At 23.5% G+C, this 17,446-nt stretch carries 14 protein-coding genes and 4 tRNA genes; 11 read left to right on the top strand and 7 right to left on the bottom strand.

What is annotated here, in order from left to right; all coding sequences use genetic code 11:
- The first annotated feature begins 436 nt into the window (after nucleotides 1-436).
- Nucleotides 437-1,786 carry a ribosome biogenesis GTPase Der gene (gene der / locus RJT65_RS02575; RefSeq protein ID WP_343152750.1) on the top strand — a complete coding sequence of 450 codons (1,350 nt, stop codon included), beginning with the start codon at nucleotides 437-439 and terminating at the stop codon, nucleotides 1,784-1,786.
- A 1-nt stretch (nucleotide 1,787) separates the two neighbouring features.
- On the opposite strand, the gene fdx is transcribed toward der, so the two are convergent.
- The 5 genes from fdx to RJT65_RS02550 form a co-directional block, all read right to left on the bottom strand.
- Nucleotides 1,788-2,132 (bottom strand): ISC system 2Fe-2S type ferredoxin, encoded by a 345-nt coding sequence (gene fdx / locus RJT65_RS02570; RefSeq protein ID WP_343152747.1) that lies wholly within the window; start codon nucleotides 2,130-2,132, stop codon nucleotides 1,788-1,790.
- 70 nt (nucleotides 2,133-2,202) lie between these two features.
- Nucleotides 2,203-3,729, bottom strand: a complete 1,527-nt coding sequence (locus RJT65_RS02565) for an Hsp70 family protein (RefSeq protein ID WP_343152746.1) — start codon at nucleotides 3,727-3,729, stop codon at nucleotides 2,203-2,205.
- A 15-nt stretch (nucleotides 3,730-3,744) separates the two neighbouring features.
- On the bottom strand, nucleotides 3,745-4,272 hold the full coding sequence (hscB, locus tag RJT65_RS02560; protein WP_343152744.1) for a Fe-S protein assembly co-chaperone HscB: 528 nt from the start codon (nucleotides 4,270-4,272) through the stop codon (nucleotides 3,745-3,747).
- A gap of 131 nt (nucleotides 4,273-4,403) precedes the next feature.
- Nucleotides 4,404-4,781 (bottom strand): Fe-S cluster assembly scaffold IscU, encoded by a 378-nt coding sequence (gene iscU, locus RJT65_RS02555; RefSeq protein WP_343152741.1) that lies wholly within the window; start codon nucleotides 4,779-4,781, stop codon nucleotides 4,404-4,406.
- 24 nt (nucleotides 4,782-4,805) lie between these two features.
- Complete coding sequence (locus tag RJT65_RS02550) at nucleotides 4,806-6,020, bottom strand: IscS subfamily cysteine desulfurase (RefSeq protein ID WP_343152739.1); 1,215 nt, start codon at nucleotides 6,018-6,020, stop codon at nucleotides 4,806-4,808.
- Between the two features lie 210 nt (nucleotides 6,021-6,230).
- Between RJT65_RS02550 and RJT65_RS02545 the strand changes: the two genes are divergently transcribed.
- The 9 genes from RJT65_RS02545 (at nucleotide 6,231) to RJT65_RS02505 (ending at nucleotide 14,387) form a co-directional block, all read left to right on the top strand.
- A tRNA-Trp gene (locus tag RJT65_RS02545) sits at nucleotides 6,231-6,305 on the top strand.
- 144 nt (nucleotides 6,306-6,449) lie between these two features.
- Nucleotides 6,450-8,288, top strand: coding sequence for a dihydroxy-acid dehydratase (ilvD, locus tag RJT65_RS02540; RefSeq protein WP_343152738.1), 1,839 nt, complete (start codon nucleotides 6,450-6,452; stop codon nucleotides 8,286-8,288).
- An 80-nt stretch (nucleotides 8,289-8,368) separates the two neighbouring features.
- Nucleotides 8,369-9,829 (top strand): ketol-acid reductoisomerase, encoded by a 1,461-nt coding sequence (ilvC, locus tag RJT65_RS02535; protein ID WP_343152736.1) that lies wholly within the window; start codon nucleotides 8,369-8,371, stop codon nucleotides 9,827-9,829.
- Nucleotides 9,830-9,920: 91 nt separating this feature from the next.
- Entirely contained in the window at nucleotides 9,921-11,939 is a 2,019-nt protein-coding gene (locus RJT65_RS02530; protein WP_343152734.1) for a UvrD-helicase domain-containing protein, read from the top strand.
- Nucleotides 11,940-12,163: 224 nt separating this feature from the next.
- Complete coding sequence (trxA, locus tag RJT65_RS02525) at nucleotides 12,164-12,496, top strand: thioredoxin TrxA (protein WP_343152732.1); 333 nt, start codon at nucleotides 12,164-12,166, stop codon at nucleotides 12,494-12,496.
- Nucleotides 12,497-12,648: 152 nt separating this feature from the next.
- Nucleotides 12,649-13,908, top strand: coding sequence for a transcription termination factor Rho (gene rho, locus RJT65_RS02520; RefSeq protein ID WP_343152731.1), 1,260 nt, complete (start codon nucleotides 12,649-12,651; stop codon nucleotides 13,906-13,908).
- 217 nt (nucleotides 13,909-14,125) lie between these two features.
- Nucleotides 14,126-14,199 (top strand) — tRNA-Arg (locus RJT65_RS02515).
- Nucleotides 14,200-14,209: 10 nt separating this feature from the next.
- A tRNA-His gene (locus RJT65_RS02510) sits at nucleotides 14,210-14,285 on the top strand.
- A gap of 28 nt (nucleotides 14,286-14,313) precedes the next feature.
- A tRNA-Pro gene (locus tag RJT65_RS02505) sits at nucleotides 14,314-14,387 on the top strand.
- Here the strand turns inward: RJT65_RS02505 and RJT65_RS02500 are convergent.
- Nucleotides 14,369-15,136: a uroporphyrinogen-III synthase gene (locus RJT65_RS02500; protein ID WP_343152729.1), complete on the bottom strand. Its 768-nt coding sequence runs from the start codon at nucleotides 15,134-15,136 to the stop codon at nucleotides 14,369-14,371. The two genes, RJT65_RS02505 and RJT65_RS02500, sit on opposite strands and share 19 nt — an antisense overlap.
- Before the next feature lie 29 nt (nucleotides 15,137-15,165).
- Nucleotides 15,166-16,092 (bottom strand): hydroxymethylbilane synthase, encoded by a 927-nt coding sequence (gene hemC, locus RJT65_RS02495; protein WP_343152727.1) that lies wholly within the window; start codon nucleotides 16,090-16,092, stop codon nucleotides 15,166-15,168.
- 418 nt (nucleotides 16,093-16,510) lie between these two features.
- Here hemC and dapF point away from each other — a divergent pair, with 418 nt between their 5' ends.
- On the top strand, nucleotides 16,511-17,335 hold the full coding sequence (gene dapF, locus RJT65_RS02490; protein WP_343153194.1) for a diaminopimelate epimerase: 825 nt from the start codon (nucleotides 16,511-16,513) through the stop codon (nucleotides 17,333-17,335).
- Nucleotides 17,336-17,446: the final 111 nt, after the last annotated feature.

Genomic DNA, 17,446 nt, shown 5'->3' with positions numbered 1-17,446 from the left:
CGCCAAACCCTCTATATTTTCCAATATTTAAAATTTACTAAAAACAAAAAACTTTTTTTTCAATAAAAAACATTATTATATTAATATACAACAAAATTAATTTTAAAGATATAAAAGTATTTTTTTTTAAATTTAGAATTTAAATTGTTTTACAAAATTAATAAATGCATATATAAATATATATAATTATATATATATGTAAAAAGGTTTTTATATTTATATATATATATTTATATGTATAAATATTATTATAATACAAAATATCTGTGGATAACTTTAATTTTCCTAGATGAATCAAGGTTTTCAAAGGTTCGTTAGCTGTGCATAAATATCTAATGGAAAAAAAAATCCATTTAAACTTTTTTTACTAATATTATTATTTAAAATAATAAAAATAATCAAAAAATTTTTTTTATAGTTACGAAGAGAGAAAAAAATGATACCCAATATTGTCTTGATAGGAAGAAGTAACGTAGGTAAATCTACACTATTTAATAAATTAACAAATTCTTCTTCTGCTTTAGTAGGAAATGATTTAGGATTAACTAGAGATAGAAAATGTGCTTTTATAAAAATAAAAAATAAAAAAATTATACTTACTGATACAGCTGGAATAATTTCTAAAACAAATGAATTTGAAAAAAAAATAATGAAACAAACATATTTAGCTTTAAAAAAAGCTGATTTAATCTTGTTTGTTGTAAATGCAAAAGAATCAATATTGTCTGAAGATTATTATATTTTAGAAAAACTAAGAAAAAGTTGTAAAAAAATTATACTTGTCATTAATAAAATTGATTACTTACAGTGTATCACTGAAAGTAATGAATTTTTTAAATTAGGAGTTAAAGAAAATTTTAATGTTTCTGCTTCAAGAGGAACAGGAATTAATAATTTAATTGAAAAGGGAATTTTTCCATGGTTAGAAAATCTAGAAATTAATAAAAATGTTTTAAAGAAAGAAAATTATGAAGATATTATAAAAGTAGCTTTTGTTGGAGCTCCTAACGTAGGTAAATCTACGTTAATAAATCAAATTGTAAAAGAAGAACGATTAATTACATCTGAAATTTCTGGAACAACTAGAGACAGTATTAATATACCTATTAAAAAAAATAATAAAAATTATATTTTAATAGATACTGCAGGAATAAGAAAAAAAAATAAAATTCAAGAAAAAATTCATTATATATCAATTAAAAAAACATTTGAAAATATAAAACAAACTGAAATATTATTATTTATAATAGATATAAGCAAATTACAAATTAATAAAGAAGATTTATTAATAGCTAGAAAAATTTTAGATGCTCAAAAATCTATAATAGTTGTTTTTAACAAATGTGATTTATTAAAAAAACACGAATTAAAAAAAATCTATCCTATGATATCAAAAAAATTAAATTTTCTTAAATTTTGCCAATTTCAATTTATTTCTGCTATTAAAAACAAAGGAATAAAAAAATTATTAGATAATATTAATATTACCTTTAATTGTTCTAAAAAAAAAACCACTAGTGCTAAATTAACAAAAATTTTAAAGACCGCAATTACAAAACACCAACCTCCTTATATTAAAGGCAGAAGAATTAAACTTAAATATGCTCATCCTGGTGGATTTAAACCAATGATAATAATTATTCATGGAAATCAAATAAATTATTTGCCCGCAACATATAAAAAATATTTAATTAATTATTTCCAGAAATCATTAAATTTGATTGGATCACCTATAAATTTATTCTTTAAAGAAAATCAAAATCCCTTCAAAAAAACAAAAAATTAAATTAAAATTTAGAGTTTTTTACGGAAGAATTTTTAGAATAATAAGGGATTTCTACAACAATATTTTTGTTTTTAAGTTTAGCTTGACAAGCTAATCGACTAAATTCTTCTAATCCCCAAGCTTTATCTAGAGCATCTTCTTCCTTTTCAGTACAATCTGATAAAGAAGAAAATCCTTCTCTAATAATACAATGACAAGTCGTACAAATACAAGATTTCTCACAAGCATGTTCTATAAGAATATTATTTTTTAAAGCAACATCTAAAATAGTTTCTCCAGAACTAGCAGTGCATATCTTTCCTTCAGGTAATAAAATCTTATGAGGTAAAAATTTAATTTTTAACATAAACCATGAGTTTCCTTTTTTAAAAAAAAATATTTTTTTTGATAACAATATAAAAAAAACTATTTTTAGATTAAATTATTGTATGCAAAAAATCAACTTTTAAACTAGCTTTTATAGTAGTTTGTTTTTCATTAGCATAAACTTCTAAAAATCCACTTTCATTTATATTAAACTTAACTATTATTCTAGGCTTTCCTGCATCTTGTTTTTTTATTCCTCTTAAAAAAAATTTTCCTAAAGAACGACAATTTTTAACAAAACTATCTTCTCCTTGTAAAATATGTATCATAATAACAGTTTGATTATTTTTAAATGTTGTAAATTCTTTAGTAACGGAAATAGGAATTTTACTATTTTTTTCAATAATTTTTTCAACTCTTTTTCCCATTAATTCAATACCTAAAGAAAAAGAAACAACATCTAAAAGAATAAACTTATTTTCTTTACTTAAAAATTTTTGTTGATAATTAAATAATAAATTTGATTGAATAGTAGCTCCGATCGAAACAGCTTTATCTGGATCGACAGAGAATTCTATTTTTCTTTTAAAAAAAAGAGAAAGTTTTTTCTTGATCAAAGGAATATAAGTAGAACCTCCTACCATTATAACATTTGTAATTTCTTTTTTTTGAATTAATGCTTCTTTTATTGTATATTTTAATAAAATTAAACTTTTATTGACTAAGGGATCAATTAAATGTTCAAATTCAGAACGAGTAATACTTCCTTTCCAATTTTCAAACTCCACTAAAGCAACATCTTTATTACTAAGTTTTAATTTTGTTTTTTTAGCTAAAATTAATAATTTTCTTTTTAAGAAAAAATTTTTTTCAGTAAATATATTGCTTTTTTTTTCAATATATTTTGATAATAACTCATCAAAATCATCACCTCCTAATTGAGAATCACCAGAAGTTGATAAGACTTCGAAAATCCCCTTACTAATTTTTAGAATTGAAATATCAAACGTTCCACCACCAAAATCGTAAATTAAAACAATTCCTTCATTTTGAAAATGACAACCATATGCAATAGCTGCTGCTGTAGGTTCGTTTAATAATCTAATATTTTTTAATCCTGAAAGAATTGCAGCATCCTTTATTTTTTTTCTCTGAATACCATCAAAATAAGAAGGCACTGTAATTACAGCCGTATTAACTTCTTTTTGTAAAAAAAATTTTACTTTTTCTAATAAAGTTTTTAAAATTTCACTAGTTATCTTAACAAGCGATATTTTTCCTTGTATTGTTTCAATACATACTTCCTGATTTTCATCATATGAAAAAATGTAAGGTATAGTAGGATATAAATTTCTAATTTCTTGAATAGATTTTCCTAATAACCTTTTAACAGAAAAAATAGTTCCTAAAAAATTCTCATTAGTAATTTCGTTAGCTTTCTCTCCTATAATAATCTCATTTTTTTTATAAGAAACTATAGAAGGAAGAAGAGAATTTTCTTTTTTTCCAGAAAAAATTTGAATTTTTTTATTTAATAAACATCCAATTAAAGAATAAGTAGTTCCAAAATCAATTCCAACAAAAGGAAAGTTTTCTTCTAAATTTTTTTTAGATATTTTTTTTTGAGAAAACGACATAAAATATATTCCTATTTAAAAAAGGTTCTTAATATCTTTATTTTTTTTAATTTCTTCTGCTTGGTTAACTAATTTAATAAAAAATCTTAATTCTTGATATAAACCAATAGATAATCTCCAATTTTTCTTTAGAATATTAAAAGCAATTTTTTTAAATAAATTTTGAATTTTATTCTTATTTTTTTTAATAAAAAAAATAATTTCATTTTGAAAATATTTTTTAGATTTTAAATGCTCTAATTCAGAGTTTAACTTAAATTGTTGTTCTAAACTTGAAATATCTAAAGGATATTTTTTTTTGTCTTTATAATTTAATTTATTTAATATAAAAATATGATTAATTCTGTGTAATGGATTTTTTAAATTTCTATATCCTTCATTAATTATAAAAATTTTTTTTTTCTTTTGATTTTTTATTAAAATATCATCTTTAATATAAACATCAGGATGAAATTTTTTTTGTAATCTATAAAAATTTTTATTTAACTGTTCTATGTTTATATCGAAAATTTCAGGTAAATTAAATAATTTAAAATAATTCATGCACAACTCGATAGTTATTAATAAATAACTTAATTAGAAATAAAAAATTAATTTTAAACATGCCAAAAATAACTTTTATTTTTAGCATGTTAAAAACAGTGATTATTTAATAAACACTTATTGAATTAATACTATTGTTTACTTTTATAATCAGATATAGCAGCTTTAATAGCATCTTCCGCTAAAACAGAACAATGTATTTTAACAGGCGGTAATTCTAGTTCTTCTGCTATTTTAGTATTTTTAATTTTACTTGCTTGCTCTAAAGATTTTCCTTTGATCCATTCAGTTATTAAAGAACTAGATGCTATAGCAGAACCACATCCATATGTTTTAAAACAAGCATCTTCAATTATTCCTTCATTATTTACTTTAATTTGTAATTTCATTACATCTCCACAAGATGGAGCCCCCACTAATCCGCTTCCTACATTGACATCAGAATTAGTAAAAGAACCTACATTACGTGGATTATCATAGTGATCTATTACTTTTTTACTATAAGCCATAAATAATTCCTTAAATAAAAGGTTTTAACTAATATTCCATTTCATATTTTCTAAATCTACTCCTGATTTAAACATTTCCCATAAAGGAGATAAATTTCTTAATTTTTTAATCGATTTTTTAATAATTCCTATGGAAAAATCAATTTCTTCTTTTGTAGTAAATTTTCCCATTGAAAATCTAATAGAACTATGAGCTAATTCATCTTTAATTCCTAATGCTCTGAGTACATATGATGACTCCAAACTTTCCGAAGTGCAAGCTGATCCAGAAGAAACTGCTAAATCTTTTAATGCCATTATTAAAGATTCGCCTTCTATATAATTAAAACTAATATTCAAAATATAAGGGGAACTAATTTTTAAAGGACTATTTAGAAAAACTTCTTCAATATCTTTCAGTTTATTCCAAAAATATGTACGCAAAATATCCATTTTTTCATAATCAGAATAAATATTTTTTTTAGCTATTCGAAAAGCTTCCCCCATACCTGCAATTTGATGTACAGGTAAAGTACCAGACCGCATTCCTCTCTCATGTCCTCCTCCATGTATTTGAGATACTAATCGAACTCTTGGCTTTCTTCGAACATACAACCCACCTATTCCTTTAGGACCATAAATTTTATGAGCAGAAAAAGACATCAGATCAACAGATACATCATTTAAATCGATAGGAATTTTTCCAACACTTTGTGTAGCATCAACATGAAAAAAAATTTTTCTTTTTTTGCATATTTCAGAAATTCCTTTAATATTCTGAATTACACCAATTTCATTATTAACATGCATTATCGATATTAAAATCGTTTTCTTTAATATACTATTTTGAATATCATTTAGATCAATTAATCCATTTTTTTGAGGAGTTAAATAAGTTACTAAAAATCCCTTTGTTTCTAAATACTTACAAATATCTAAAACAGATTTGTGTTCCGTTTTACTTGTTATAATATGATTTCCTTTATTTTTATAAAAAGAAACTAAACCTTTAATAGCTAGATTATTAGATTCAGTGGCTCCTGAAGTAAATATTATTTCTCTAAAATCAGCATTAATTAAACTAGCAATTTGATTTCTTGCTATATCTACAGCCTCTTCTGCTTTCCAACCAAACTGATGAGATCTAGAAGCAGGATTTCCAAAATTTCCTTTAAGACTTAAAAATTCTTTCATCTTTTTTAAAACTAATGAATCTGTAGGGGTAGTTGCAGCATAATCTAAATAAATTGGCACTTTCATTTCTTTCTCACTTTTACATATTAATATTTAAATAATTTTAATATTTTTTTTTATAAAAGATTAATTTTTTTATAAAAAAAATACATTTTTTTTTAATTCTTATTATCTTTTTAATTTAAAAAAAAAATTTCATTATATTTACTAGATAAAGTTAATAATCAATGTTATAGTTTTCAACTTAAATAAATTTATGTAATTTTAAACTAAAATAGGGATGTAGTTCAACGGTAGAATGTTGGTCTCCAAAACCAATGGTTGGGGGTTCAAATCCCTCCATCCCTGCCAAAAATTAAAAAAATTTATTTAAATTTTTTATATTATTTTTTATAAAAAATCTTTCCTAACATTATAATAAATTTATTTCTAATAAACGTATTATCACATGTTTAAAAAACATTCACCCTAAATTCTTAAATAAGAATATATTATATGCCTAACTATCGTTCAAATGTAACAACAAAAGGTAAAAATATGACAGGAGCTCGTGCTTTATGGAGAGCTACTGGAATGAATAATGAAGATTTTGAAAAACCTATTATTGCTGTAGTTAATTCTTTTACTGAATTCGTTCCTGGTCATATTCATCTTAGAAAAGTAGGACAACTAATTTCAAAAGAAATTAAGAAAAAAGGAGGTGTTGCAAAAGAGTTTAATACAATAGCTATTGATGATGGAATAGCTATGGGTCATGCTGGAATGCTTTATTCATTACCGTCAAGGGAATTAATAGCAGATTCAATTGAATACGTTATAAACGGACATTGTGTAGACGCAATGGTTTGTATTTCTAATTGTGATAAAATTACTCCTGGAATGTTAATGGCAGCTATGCGGTTAAATATCCCAACAGTTTTCGTTTCTGGAGGCCCAATGGAAGCTGGGAAAATTAAAAATCAAAAAAAATATCAAAAAATAGATTTGGTAGATGCTATCTTACAAGGTTTTAATAACGAAAAAAACGATACTTTACAAAGTAACATAGAAAATAATGCTTGTCCTACTTGTGGTTCTTGTTCAGGATTATTTACAGCAAATTCTATGAATTGCTTAATGGAAGTATTAGGATTAGCATTTCCGGGAAATGGTAGCTTGTTGGCTACTCATATAGATAGAAAAAAATTATTTATTAAAGCAGGAAGTACTATAGTTAAAATTACAAAAGAATATTATAAAAATAATAAAACAGAATTTCTTCCTAGACAAATAGCTTCTAAGGAATCTTTTTATAATGCAATGATATTAGATATATCAATGGGAGGATCCACTAATACAATATTACATTTATTAGCAGCTGCACAAGAAGGTAATATTTCTTTTAATATGAATGATATAGATCAGTTGTCTAGAAAAACACCTAACTTATGTAAATTATCTCCAAATCATGAAAAATATCATATGGAAGATTTTCATAGAGCCGGAGGAGTATTTAGTCTTTTATCAGAATTAACTAAAACTAAATTACTAAAAACACATACAAAAAACATACTAAATTTAACTTTAAAAGAAACAATTAAGAAATATTCGATTTTAAGTACGAAAAATAAAAAAATTCTCGATATGTTTCGAGCTGGCCCAAAAGGAATTAATACTATTAAACCATTTTCTCAATCTTTTAGATGGCCTAATTTAGATACAGATAGAAAAAATGGATGTATTCGAGAAATTGATTTTGCTTACAGTAATGATGGAGGATTGGCTATTTTATATGGAAATATAGCAAAAAATGGTTGCGTTGTAAAAACTGCAGGAGTAAATAAAGAAAATTTAAAATTTAATGGTTCCGCTATTGTTTGTGAAAGTCAAGAAGAAGCAATAGAATTAATTTTAAAAGGAAAAATTTCAAAAGGAAACGTTCTAATCATCCGATATGAAGGACCTAAAGGTGGACCAGGAATGCAAGAAATGTTGTATCCAACAACTCATTTAAAAGCAATGAAACTAGATACAAAATGTGCATTGATTACAGATGGAAGATTTTCGGGAGGAACATCAGGGCTTTCTATAGGCCATATTTCACCTGAAGCAGCTGAAAAAGGAAATATAGCTTTAATTAAAAATGGAGATATTATTTTAATTGATATAATGAAAAGAAGTATTAATGTAAATCTTTCTGAAAAAGAATTAATATTTAGAAAAAAAGAGGAAGAAAAAAGAGGAGCTTTAGCTTATACTCCTATTTTTAGAAAAAGAAAAATTTCTTTAGCATTAAAAGCTTATGCTTTATTAGCTACAAGTGCAGATAAAGGAGCTACAAGAAAAAAAATTTAACATATAATGAAAAAAATATTTTTAAAAATATAATTTAAAAAATATTTAATTTCTTTAATAAAAATAAGGAAGAAATTTACATGAATTACTTTAATAATTTAAATTTTCGAGAAAAAAATATAGAGCTGAAAACATGTCGGTTTATGAAAAAAGAAGAATTTTCTGAAGGTATAAAACATTTAGAAAATAAAAAAATTGTTATAGTAGGATGTGGGTCTCAAGGTTTAAACCAAGGTTTAAATATGCGAGATTCTGGATTAGATATTTCTTATGCACTTAGAAATACTTCTCTTAATGAAAATAATAGTTCTTTTAATAGAGCAATAAAAAATGGATTTAAAGTAAATAGCTATGAAAATTTAATTCCTAATGCTGATCTAGTAATTAATTTAACTCCTGACAAGCAACATTCAAATGTTGTAAAGAAAATACAACCTTTAATGAAAAAAGGTTCTATTTTAGGATATTCTCACGGTTTTAATATTATAGAAATGGGAGAAGTTATTAGAAATGATATTACCGTAATTATGGTAGCTCCTAAATCTCCTGGAACTGAAGTGCGAGAAGAATTCAAAAAAAAATTTGGAGTTCCTACTTTAATTGCTGTACATAAAAAAAATGATATTGAAAAGAAAGGTTTAAATATAGCAAAAGCTTGGGCAGTAGCTATAGGAAGTCATAAAGCAGGAGTGCTATATTCTTCTTTTTCTGCAGAAGTAAAATCTGATCTAATGGGAGAACAAACTATACTATGTGGACTTCTTCAAACAGGATCTTTAGTATGTTTTGAAAAATTATTAAAAAATGGACATAATGAGGAGTTTTCTAGCAAGTTAATTCAATATGGATGGGAAATTCTTACTACTTCTTTAAAAGTTGGTGGAATTACATTAATGTTGAATAAATTATCTAATTCCCAAAAAGTTAGAGTTATAGAAATTTCTAATGAATTAAAAATATTATTAACCCCTTTGTTTAGAGAACATATGGATAATATTATTTCTGGAGATTTTTCTAAAAAGATGATAAAAGATTGGGAAAATAAAGATTTAGTTTTATTATCTGAAAGAAAAAATACCAAAAATAGTTCTTTTGAAAAATCTATTATTTATAAAAATGATATTCAAGAATCTGATTTTTTTAGTAAAGGTTTATTTATGATTGCAATTATAAAAGCTGGAGTTGAATTAGCTTTTGAAATTATGATTGAAACTGGAATTTTAGAAGAATCAGCATATTATGAATCATTACATGAATTGCCTTTAATTGCTAATACCATTGCCAGAAAAAAATTATACGAAATGAATGTAGTTATATCCGATACTGCAGAGTATGGGAATTATATTTTTTCTAAAAAAGCTTTACCAATTTTAAAAAAATTTAGTAAAAAATTAAAAAAAACTGATTTAGGTTCTATGTTAGTTGAAAAAAATATAGAAAATGAAAAACTTCAAGAAATACAAGAAAAAATTATGCAACATCCTATTGAAATTATAGGAAAAAAATTACGTACATATATGAAAAATATGAAATGTTCTTAAAAAAATTGTAACATGTTGCAAGCAACATGTTACAATTTTTTAACTTAAAAACAAAAACATATAAATTTATAAAATTATTTTTCAATGTATTATGAATTTAAATTTTAATCAAAAAAAAGCAATTAATTACATTAAAGGGCCTTGTTTAATATTAGCAGGAGCAGGATCTGGAAAAACCAAAGTAATTATTAATAAAATAATTCATTTAGTAAAAAATTGTAATTTTAATCCAAAAAAAATTTTTGCATTAACATTTACTAATAAAGCTGCAACAGAAATGAAATATAAAATATTTAAAAAAAGTAATTCTAGAAAATTAAGATATGTTACGTTTTCTACATTCCATTCTTTAGGTTTAAAGATCATAAATTCTGAGTTAAAAAATTTACAAATAGAAAAAAATTTTTTTTTAATTAATGAAGAAGAAAAAATATTTATTTTAAAAAAAATAGTACATAATAATTTTAAAAGAAATATTTTTTTTTTAAAAAAACTAGTTTTTTTTATTTCAAAATGGAAAAATGAATTATTAACGCCCGAAAAAATTGATGTTTTTAAAAAAAATTCAGAAATAATTTTTTTTAATTATTACCAGTTATATCAAATATATATTCGATCATTAAATAAATTAGATTTCGATGATTTAATTTTTTTACCTGCTATTCTGCTAAAAGAAAATTTACATGTACGAAATAAATGGAAAAAAAAAATTAATTATTTATTAGTTGATGAATATCAAGATACGAATCTTAGTCAATATGAATTAATTAAACAATTAAATAGCAAAAACTTAAATTTTACTTTAGTAGGTGATGATGATCAATCTATTTATTCATGGAGAGGTGCTAAACCAAAAAATATTTTTTTATTAAATAAAGATTTTCCAAATTTAAAAGTAATAACAATGGAACATAATTATCGTTCTTCAGGAAGAATTTTACATGTCGCTAATACATTAATTTCGAACAATCCTCACATTTTTTATAAAAAATTATTTTCTAAATTAGAATATGGTTCTCAAATACAAATTTTAGAAGGAGAAGATGAAAGGGATGAGGCGAAAAAAATTATTAATTTTTTAAAAAATCATCAGTTACGAAATGAAACAAAATACGATGATTATGCAATTTTGTATCGAAGTAATTATCAATCTAAGATGTTAAAAACAGTTCTTTTAGAAAATAATATTCCTTATGATTCATCATCTAAAAATTTATTTTTCCATAATACAGAAATAAAGCATTTAATATATTATTTTCGTTTAATAGCAAATCAAAATGACAACTTTTCTTTCTTAAAAATAATTAATATTCCTTCTAGAAGAATCGGAATAAAAACTTTAAATAAGTTAAAAAACTGGGCAAAAATTAATAAAAAAAGTTTATTTTCTTCAATTAATGAGTTAAATATTAAAATAAAGATAAAAGAATATTTTTTAAAAAAACTAAAAGATTTTTATTATTTAATAAATAAACTTATTATTTTTTTTAATACGAATCCTTTACAAGCATTGAAAGAAATAATACCTATTATAGGTTATGAAGATTGGTTAAAGTCTTCAAAGAAAAATGAAGAAATTATACAAAAAAAAATAAAAAATATAAATAATTTTCTGAATACACTTAGCAAAATATTAATTGAAAATACTATGCAATCAAAACCAGATTTCTTTAAAATGATTTCTTACCTAATATATTCTGAAATTAATTATCAAAAAAAAAATAAAAATAATCAAAAAGTACAAATAATGACCTTGCATGCTTCTAAAGGATTAGAATTTTCTTATGTATTTATTATTGGTTTAGAAGAAGGTATACTTCCATATAATTCAATGGAATCTAAAAATACAGTTGATGAAGAAAGAAGATTAATTTATGTTGGAATTACGCGGGCAAAAAAAGAATTGTTTTTAAGTTATTCTAAAACTAGAAAAATGTATGGAAAAAAAAAATATACTGTACCTAGTCGATTCTTATTTGAACTACCTAAAAAAGATATTTGTTGGGATAAGAAAAATTTTTTTTCCAAAAAAATTTTTTCAAAAAAGTTTTTTCACATTCAAAATTTAAAAAATATAATAAAAAAAAAATTAAAAAAAAATAATATTTAAAAAGATTTTTTTAAAAAATCAAAATTAAATATGGAAGTATTCTTCTGTATATTATATATACATTATGTTATAATTAAAAAATAAAAAATAATTTATTTATTAAAATCAAAAAAAAATTTATTAATGTTTGTAACAGTAATGTTTTAAAAAAATTATTTTTGATAAGTAATATTTAACTAACATGTAAATATAATTATTGTAAAACATTTTATTTAAGGAACAATATGAACAATAGTATAATTACTAATTTAAACGATTCTGAGTTTGAAGAAAAAATATTAGAAGAAGAAGGAATATGTTTAGTAGATTTTTGGGCAGAATGGTGTAATCCATGTAAGATTTTATCACCTATTCTAGAAGAAATAGCAAAAGAATACATAAATAAAATTAAAATATTTAAAATTAATATTGATGAAAATCCAAATACTGCACCAAAATATTCAATTAAAGGTATACCGACTCTTTTATTATTTAGTAAAGGAAAATTAATAGCTACTAAAGTTGGAGCTATTTCTAAATCTCAATTAAAAAAATTTTTAGATACTTATCTTAATTAAGTGAAAAATAAATTTTAAATTGATAAAATATATAAAAAATTAATTTTAAAAAATTATTTTTTTATTTTTAATATGCTTACTTATGTAAAAAATAAAACTTTTCGTAGTAAAAACTTCATATATTTACTTCAAGTTTTTAAGCATCCATCATTATGAACCTTACCGAATTAAAAAACACGCCGGTTTCTGAATTAATTACTCTTGGCGAAAAAATAGGATTGGAAAATTTAGCACGTATGCGCAAGCAAGATATCATTTTTTCTATCCTAAAACAGCATTCAAAAAGTGGAGAAGATATATTCGGGAATGGTGTTTTAGAGATATTACAGGACGGATTTGGATTTTTACGTTCTGCAGATAGTTCTTATTTAGCTGGACCCGATGATATATATGTTTCTCCAAGTCAAATAAGAAGATTTAATTTACGTACAGGAGATACTATTTCTGGGAAGATACGTCCTCCTAAAGAAGGAGAACGATACTTTGCTCTTTTAAAAGTAAATAAGGTCAATTTTGATAAACCAGAAAATTCTCGTAGTAAAATTTTGTTTGAAAATTTAACCCCTTTACATGCTAATTCTCGTTTACGTATGGAAAGAGGAAATGGATCGAAAGAAGATTTAACCGCTCGAGTTCTTGACTTAGCTTCTCCAATTGGAAGAGGACAAAGAGGATTAATAGTAGCACCGCCTAAAGCTGGAAAAACTATGCTTTTACAGAATATAGCTCAAAGTATTGCTTATAATCATCCGGATTGTTTGTTAATGGTATTATTAATTGATGAAAGACCGGAAGAAGTTACAGAAATGCAACGATTAGTAAAAGGAGAAGTAGTAGCATCAACATTTGATGAACCTGCTTCAAGACACGTTCAAGTTGCCGAGATGGTAATTGAAAAAGCAAAACGATTAGTTGAACATAAAAAAGATGTTATTATTCTTTTGGATTCTATTACCAGGTTAGCTAGAGCATATAATACAGTCGTTCCAGCTTCCGGGAAAGTTTTAACAGGTGGGGTCGATGCTAATGCTTTACATCGTCCTAAACGATTTTTTGGTGCCGCTAGAAATGTAGAAGAAGGAGGTAGTTTAACAATTATTGCAACAGCGTTAGTTGATACAGGATCTAAAATGGATGAAGTAATTTATGAAGAATTTAAAGGAACTGGAAATATGGAACTACCATTATCTAGAAAAATAGCTGAAAAAAGAGTTTTTCCAGCAATTGATTATAATCGATCTGGAACAAGAAAAGAAGAGTTATTAACAGTTCCTGATGAATTACAAAAAATGTGGATTTTAAGAAAAATTATTCATCCAATGAGTGAGATTGATGCAATGGAGTTTTTAATTGATAAATTATCTATGACTAAAACAAATAATGAATTTTTTGATATGATGAAACGTTCTTAATCAAAAAACTATAGAAAATAAATAATACATAAATATTAGTTTTTTAAAAAAATTAATAAAAAAAATATTTTTGTTAAAAATATTTTTATTTTTTTAAAAAATACATTGGACTTTAATATTAACAAATAGTAAAATATAATTAATTAATTAATTAATTAATTAATTAATTAAATTTCGTTTTTCTTTTTTAAAATAAATATTTCAAAACTGCAGCTACGCGCCTGTAGCTCAGTTGGATAGAGCACTACCCTCCGAAGGTAGAGGTATCAGGTTCAAATCCTGTCAGGCGCAAAATAATTTGGTGGTTATAGCTCAGTTGGTAGAGCTCTGGATTGTGATTCCAGCGGTCATGGGTTCAAGCCCCATTAACCACCCCATTTTTTAAATGAAAGTAATTTTTATGTTCGGCGAGTAGCGCAGCTTGGTAGCGCAACTGGTTTGGGACCAGTAGGTCAGAGGTTCAAATCCTCTTTCGCCGATCAAATTTTTTTTTTATTTCAAATATTTTTTTTTTAATATTTTCATTTTTTATACTGTTAGTAATGACAACTTTTTTCCATCCTAAAAAAAACGCTTTTTCTGCTATTCTGTTACTAATTGTCAATATTATACATTTTAAAATCCAACTTCTTTTATTCCTCACCAAAAATAAATTATATAATTCTTTTAATATTATTACACTTGTAATAATAATTACATCAAATTTAAGATTTTTAATTTCCTCTTCTTTTTTTTGAAATTTTGAAATGCTTTTATAACAATTTATTACTATAACTTTTGCTCCGTTTATTGTGAGTTTCTTTTCTAAAATATTTAAAGAAGAAAAAGCTTTTAAAATAATAACATTTTTATTATTTATTTTTCTTTTAGATATTAAATTAAATAATTTATTGCTATTTTCTTTATTTAGTGGATATTTAACAGTTTTCTGAGTCTGAAAACTCAGACTATTAGCTGTACTGTTTCCAATTGCATAATAACAGATGTTTTTTGGCCAGATCATTTTTTTTTCTTTTAAAATTTTAGAAGCGTAAAATACCGATTTTTTAGATAATGCACATAAAATATCGTTTTTTTTTAAAAAATTTATTTTTTTTAAAAAAATATCTAAATCAGGTAAAGGAAAAAAATCAATCAATGGAAAATTGTAAGCTGATATTTTAAATTTAGATAAATATCTAACTAATTTTTCTCCTTCCAAAGGAGATCTTGTTATTAATATTTTCATATTTTCTTCAAAAAAAAAATAATTAATTATTAAGCTAAAATTTTTTTAGCTCCTTTTTTTAATAGTTCACATGCTAATTTGTAACCTATTTTCTTAGCATCTTGAAAAGAACCTATTTTTTCTCCTCTTATTATATTTTTTCCATCAAATGAACTAATAAAGGTTCTCAACCATATTTTTTCTTTTTTTAAAATAGCGTAACTTCCTACAGGAAGTTGGCAACCTATTAATAATTTTTTACAGAAAGCTCGTTCAGTTTGGATTAAAATTTTACTTTTATAGTGATGTATTTTTTCTAAAATATTTATAACTTCTTTATCTTTTACTCTACATTCAATTCCAATAGCTCCTTGTCCACAAGGAGGTAGAGATAATTCAGGAGGTATGAGATAAGAAATTCTTTTTTGTAGTCCTAATCTCTTTAATCCTGCCGCAGCTAAAATAATGGCGTCATATTTTCCTTTATCTAATTTCTTTAATCTAGTTTCAATATTTCCTCTTAAAGGAGAAATGATTAAATCTTGACGATAATTCATAAGTTGAAATTTTCTCCTTAAACTAGATGTTCCTATTATAGCATTTTTAGGAAGTTGATTAATATTTTTATATTTTTTTGATATGAGAGCATCAAGAGGATTACTTCTTTTACAAATACAAGCTAAACTTAAATTTTTATGAATTTCCATAGGAATGTCTTTAACTGAATGAATAGCAATATCTGCTTTATTTTGAAGCAATGCTATTTCTAATTCTTTAATAAATACTCCTTTTCCATTAGATTTTACAAAAGAAGAGTTTAGAAATTTATCTCCATGAGTAATTATAGGAATAATGGTAATTAATAAATTTGGATAAATAGAAATTAGTTTTTTTTTGACATACATAGCTTGAAAAAGAGCTAGAGGACTCTTTCTGGTAGCTATTCTTATTTTTTTTTTTAATAAATTAATAGTCATTTTTAGATAGATATCATAAAAGTAATTTTTTATATATAAATAAAAAATTTAATTTAATTTTTTTGAAAAATTTTCTAAATAAGTAAAAAAGTTTTTAAAATAAGAAAAAATATTTCCTATAGCTTATTGACTATTTTAAATAATATAGATTATTAAAATATGTATTTTATTTGTAAAATTTTTTGATAACTAATTACAGTATAATCAAAAATAGTTCATAAGTATTTATTTTTTTTTAAATCAAAAATTTTTAGTTATAAAAAATTTAATTTTTTTAGATTTTAAAAACATTTTAAAGTTATAAGCATCAAGGCCTTTCTCTATTAATAAAAGATAATTATAATACTTAAAGTTAGCAAGTGATAAATACTAATTTATTAATAACTTTATAAATAACAATAAGAAAAAGAATATGAAAATTAATTTTTCTAAAATGCATGGATTGAGTAATGACTTTATAATAATTGAAAATATTACACAAAATATTTGTTTAACTTCTAAAGAAATACAAACGATATCTAATCGTTATACCGGAATAGGTTTTGATCAATTACTTTTTGTTGAAAAATCTACTCAATCTGGAATTGATTTTAATTATAGAATTTTTAATTCAGATGGTAAAGAAGTAGAACAATGTGGAAATGGAGCACGTTGTTTTGCTCATTTTTTATATTTAAAAGGTTTTACAAAAAATAAAAGAATTTCAGTTAGTACAAAAAAGGGAATTTTAATTTTGAGTATTTTAAAAAACAATCTTATAAAAGTAAATATGGGAAAACCTGATTTTAAACCTTATAATATCCCAATATCAACAGAAAAATTTAGAGAAAAATATTCCTTACTAATTAAAAATAAAAAAGTTTCTTTTGGAGCCGTTTCAATAGGAAATCCTCATTGTGTCATTTCTGTTAAAAATATAAATACAACACTTGTTGATATTTTATCACCTTCTATACAAAAGAATAATTTTTTTCCAAATAGTGTAAATGTAGGATTTATGGAAATTATCAATTCAAAAAAAATTAAGTTGAGAGTATATGAAAGAGGTTCAAAGGAAACAAATGCTTGTGGTAGCGGAGCATGTGCTGCTGTTGCTGTAGGTATTAAACAGAATTTATTATCTAATAAAGTAATAGTAGAATTAAAAGGTGGAAAATTAGAAATTTTTTGGAAAAAAGAAGATAATTGTATTTATATGATAGGTCAAGCAACACATGTTTATGATGGGGTTATATATTTATAAGTATCATCAATTTAATTTAAAATTTTTTAAAAAAATATTTTATGTAAAAAAAACATTTTACTTTTAATTTTAAAATAGTGATACCAGAATTAGTTAATTAAATTTTTGTTA

Source organism: Buchnera aphidicola (Mindarus japonicus), assembly GCF_039393905.1.
Lineage (GTDB): Bacteria > Pseudomonadota > Gammaproteobacteria > Enterobacterales > Enterobacteriaceae > Buchnera_A > Buchnera_A aphidicola_B.
The sequence above is the reverse complement of the archived record's forward strand: the minus strand, read 5'-3'. Positions and strand labels throughout refer to the sequence as shown.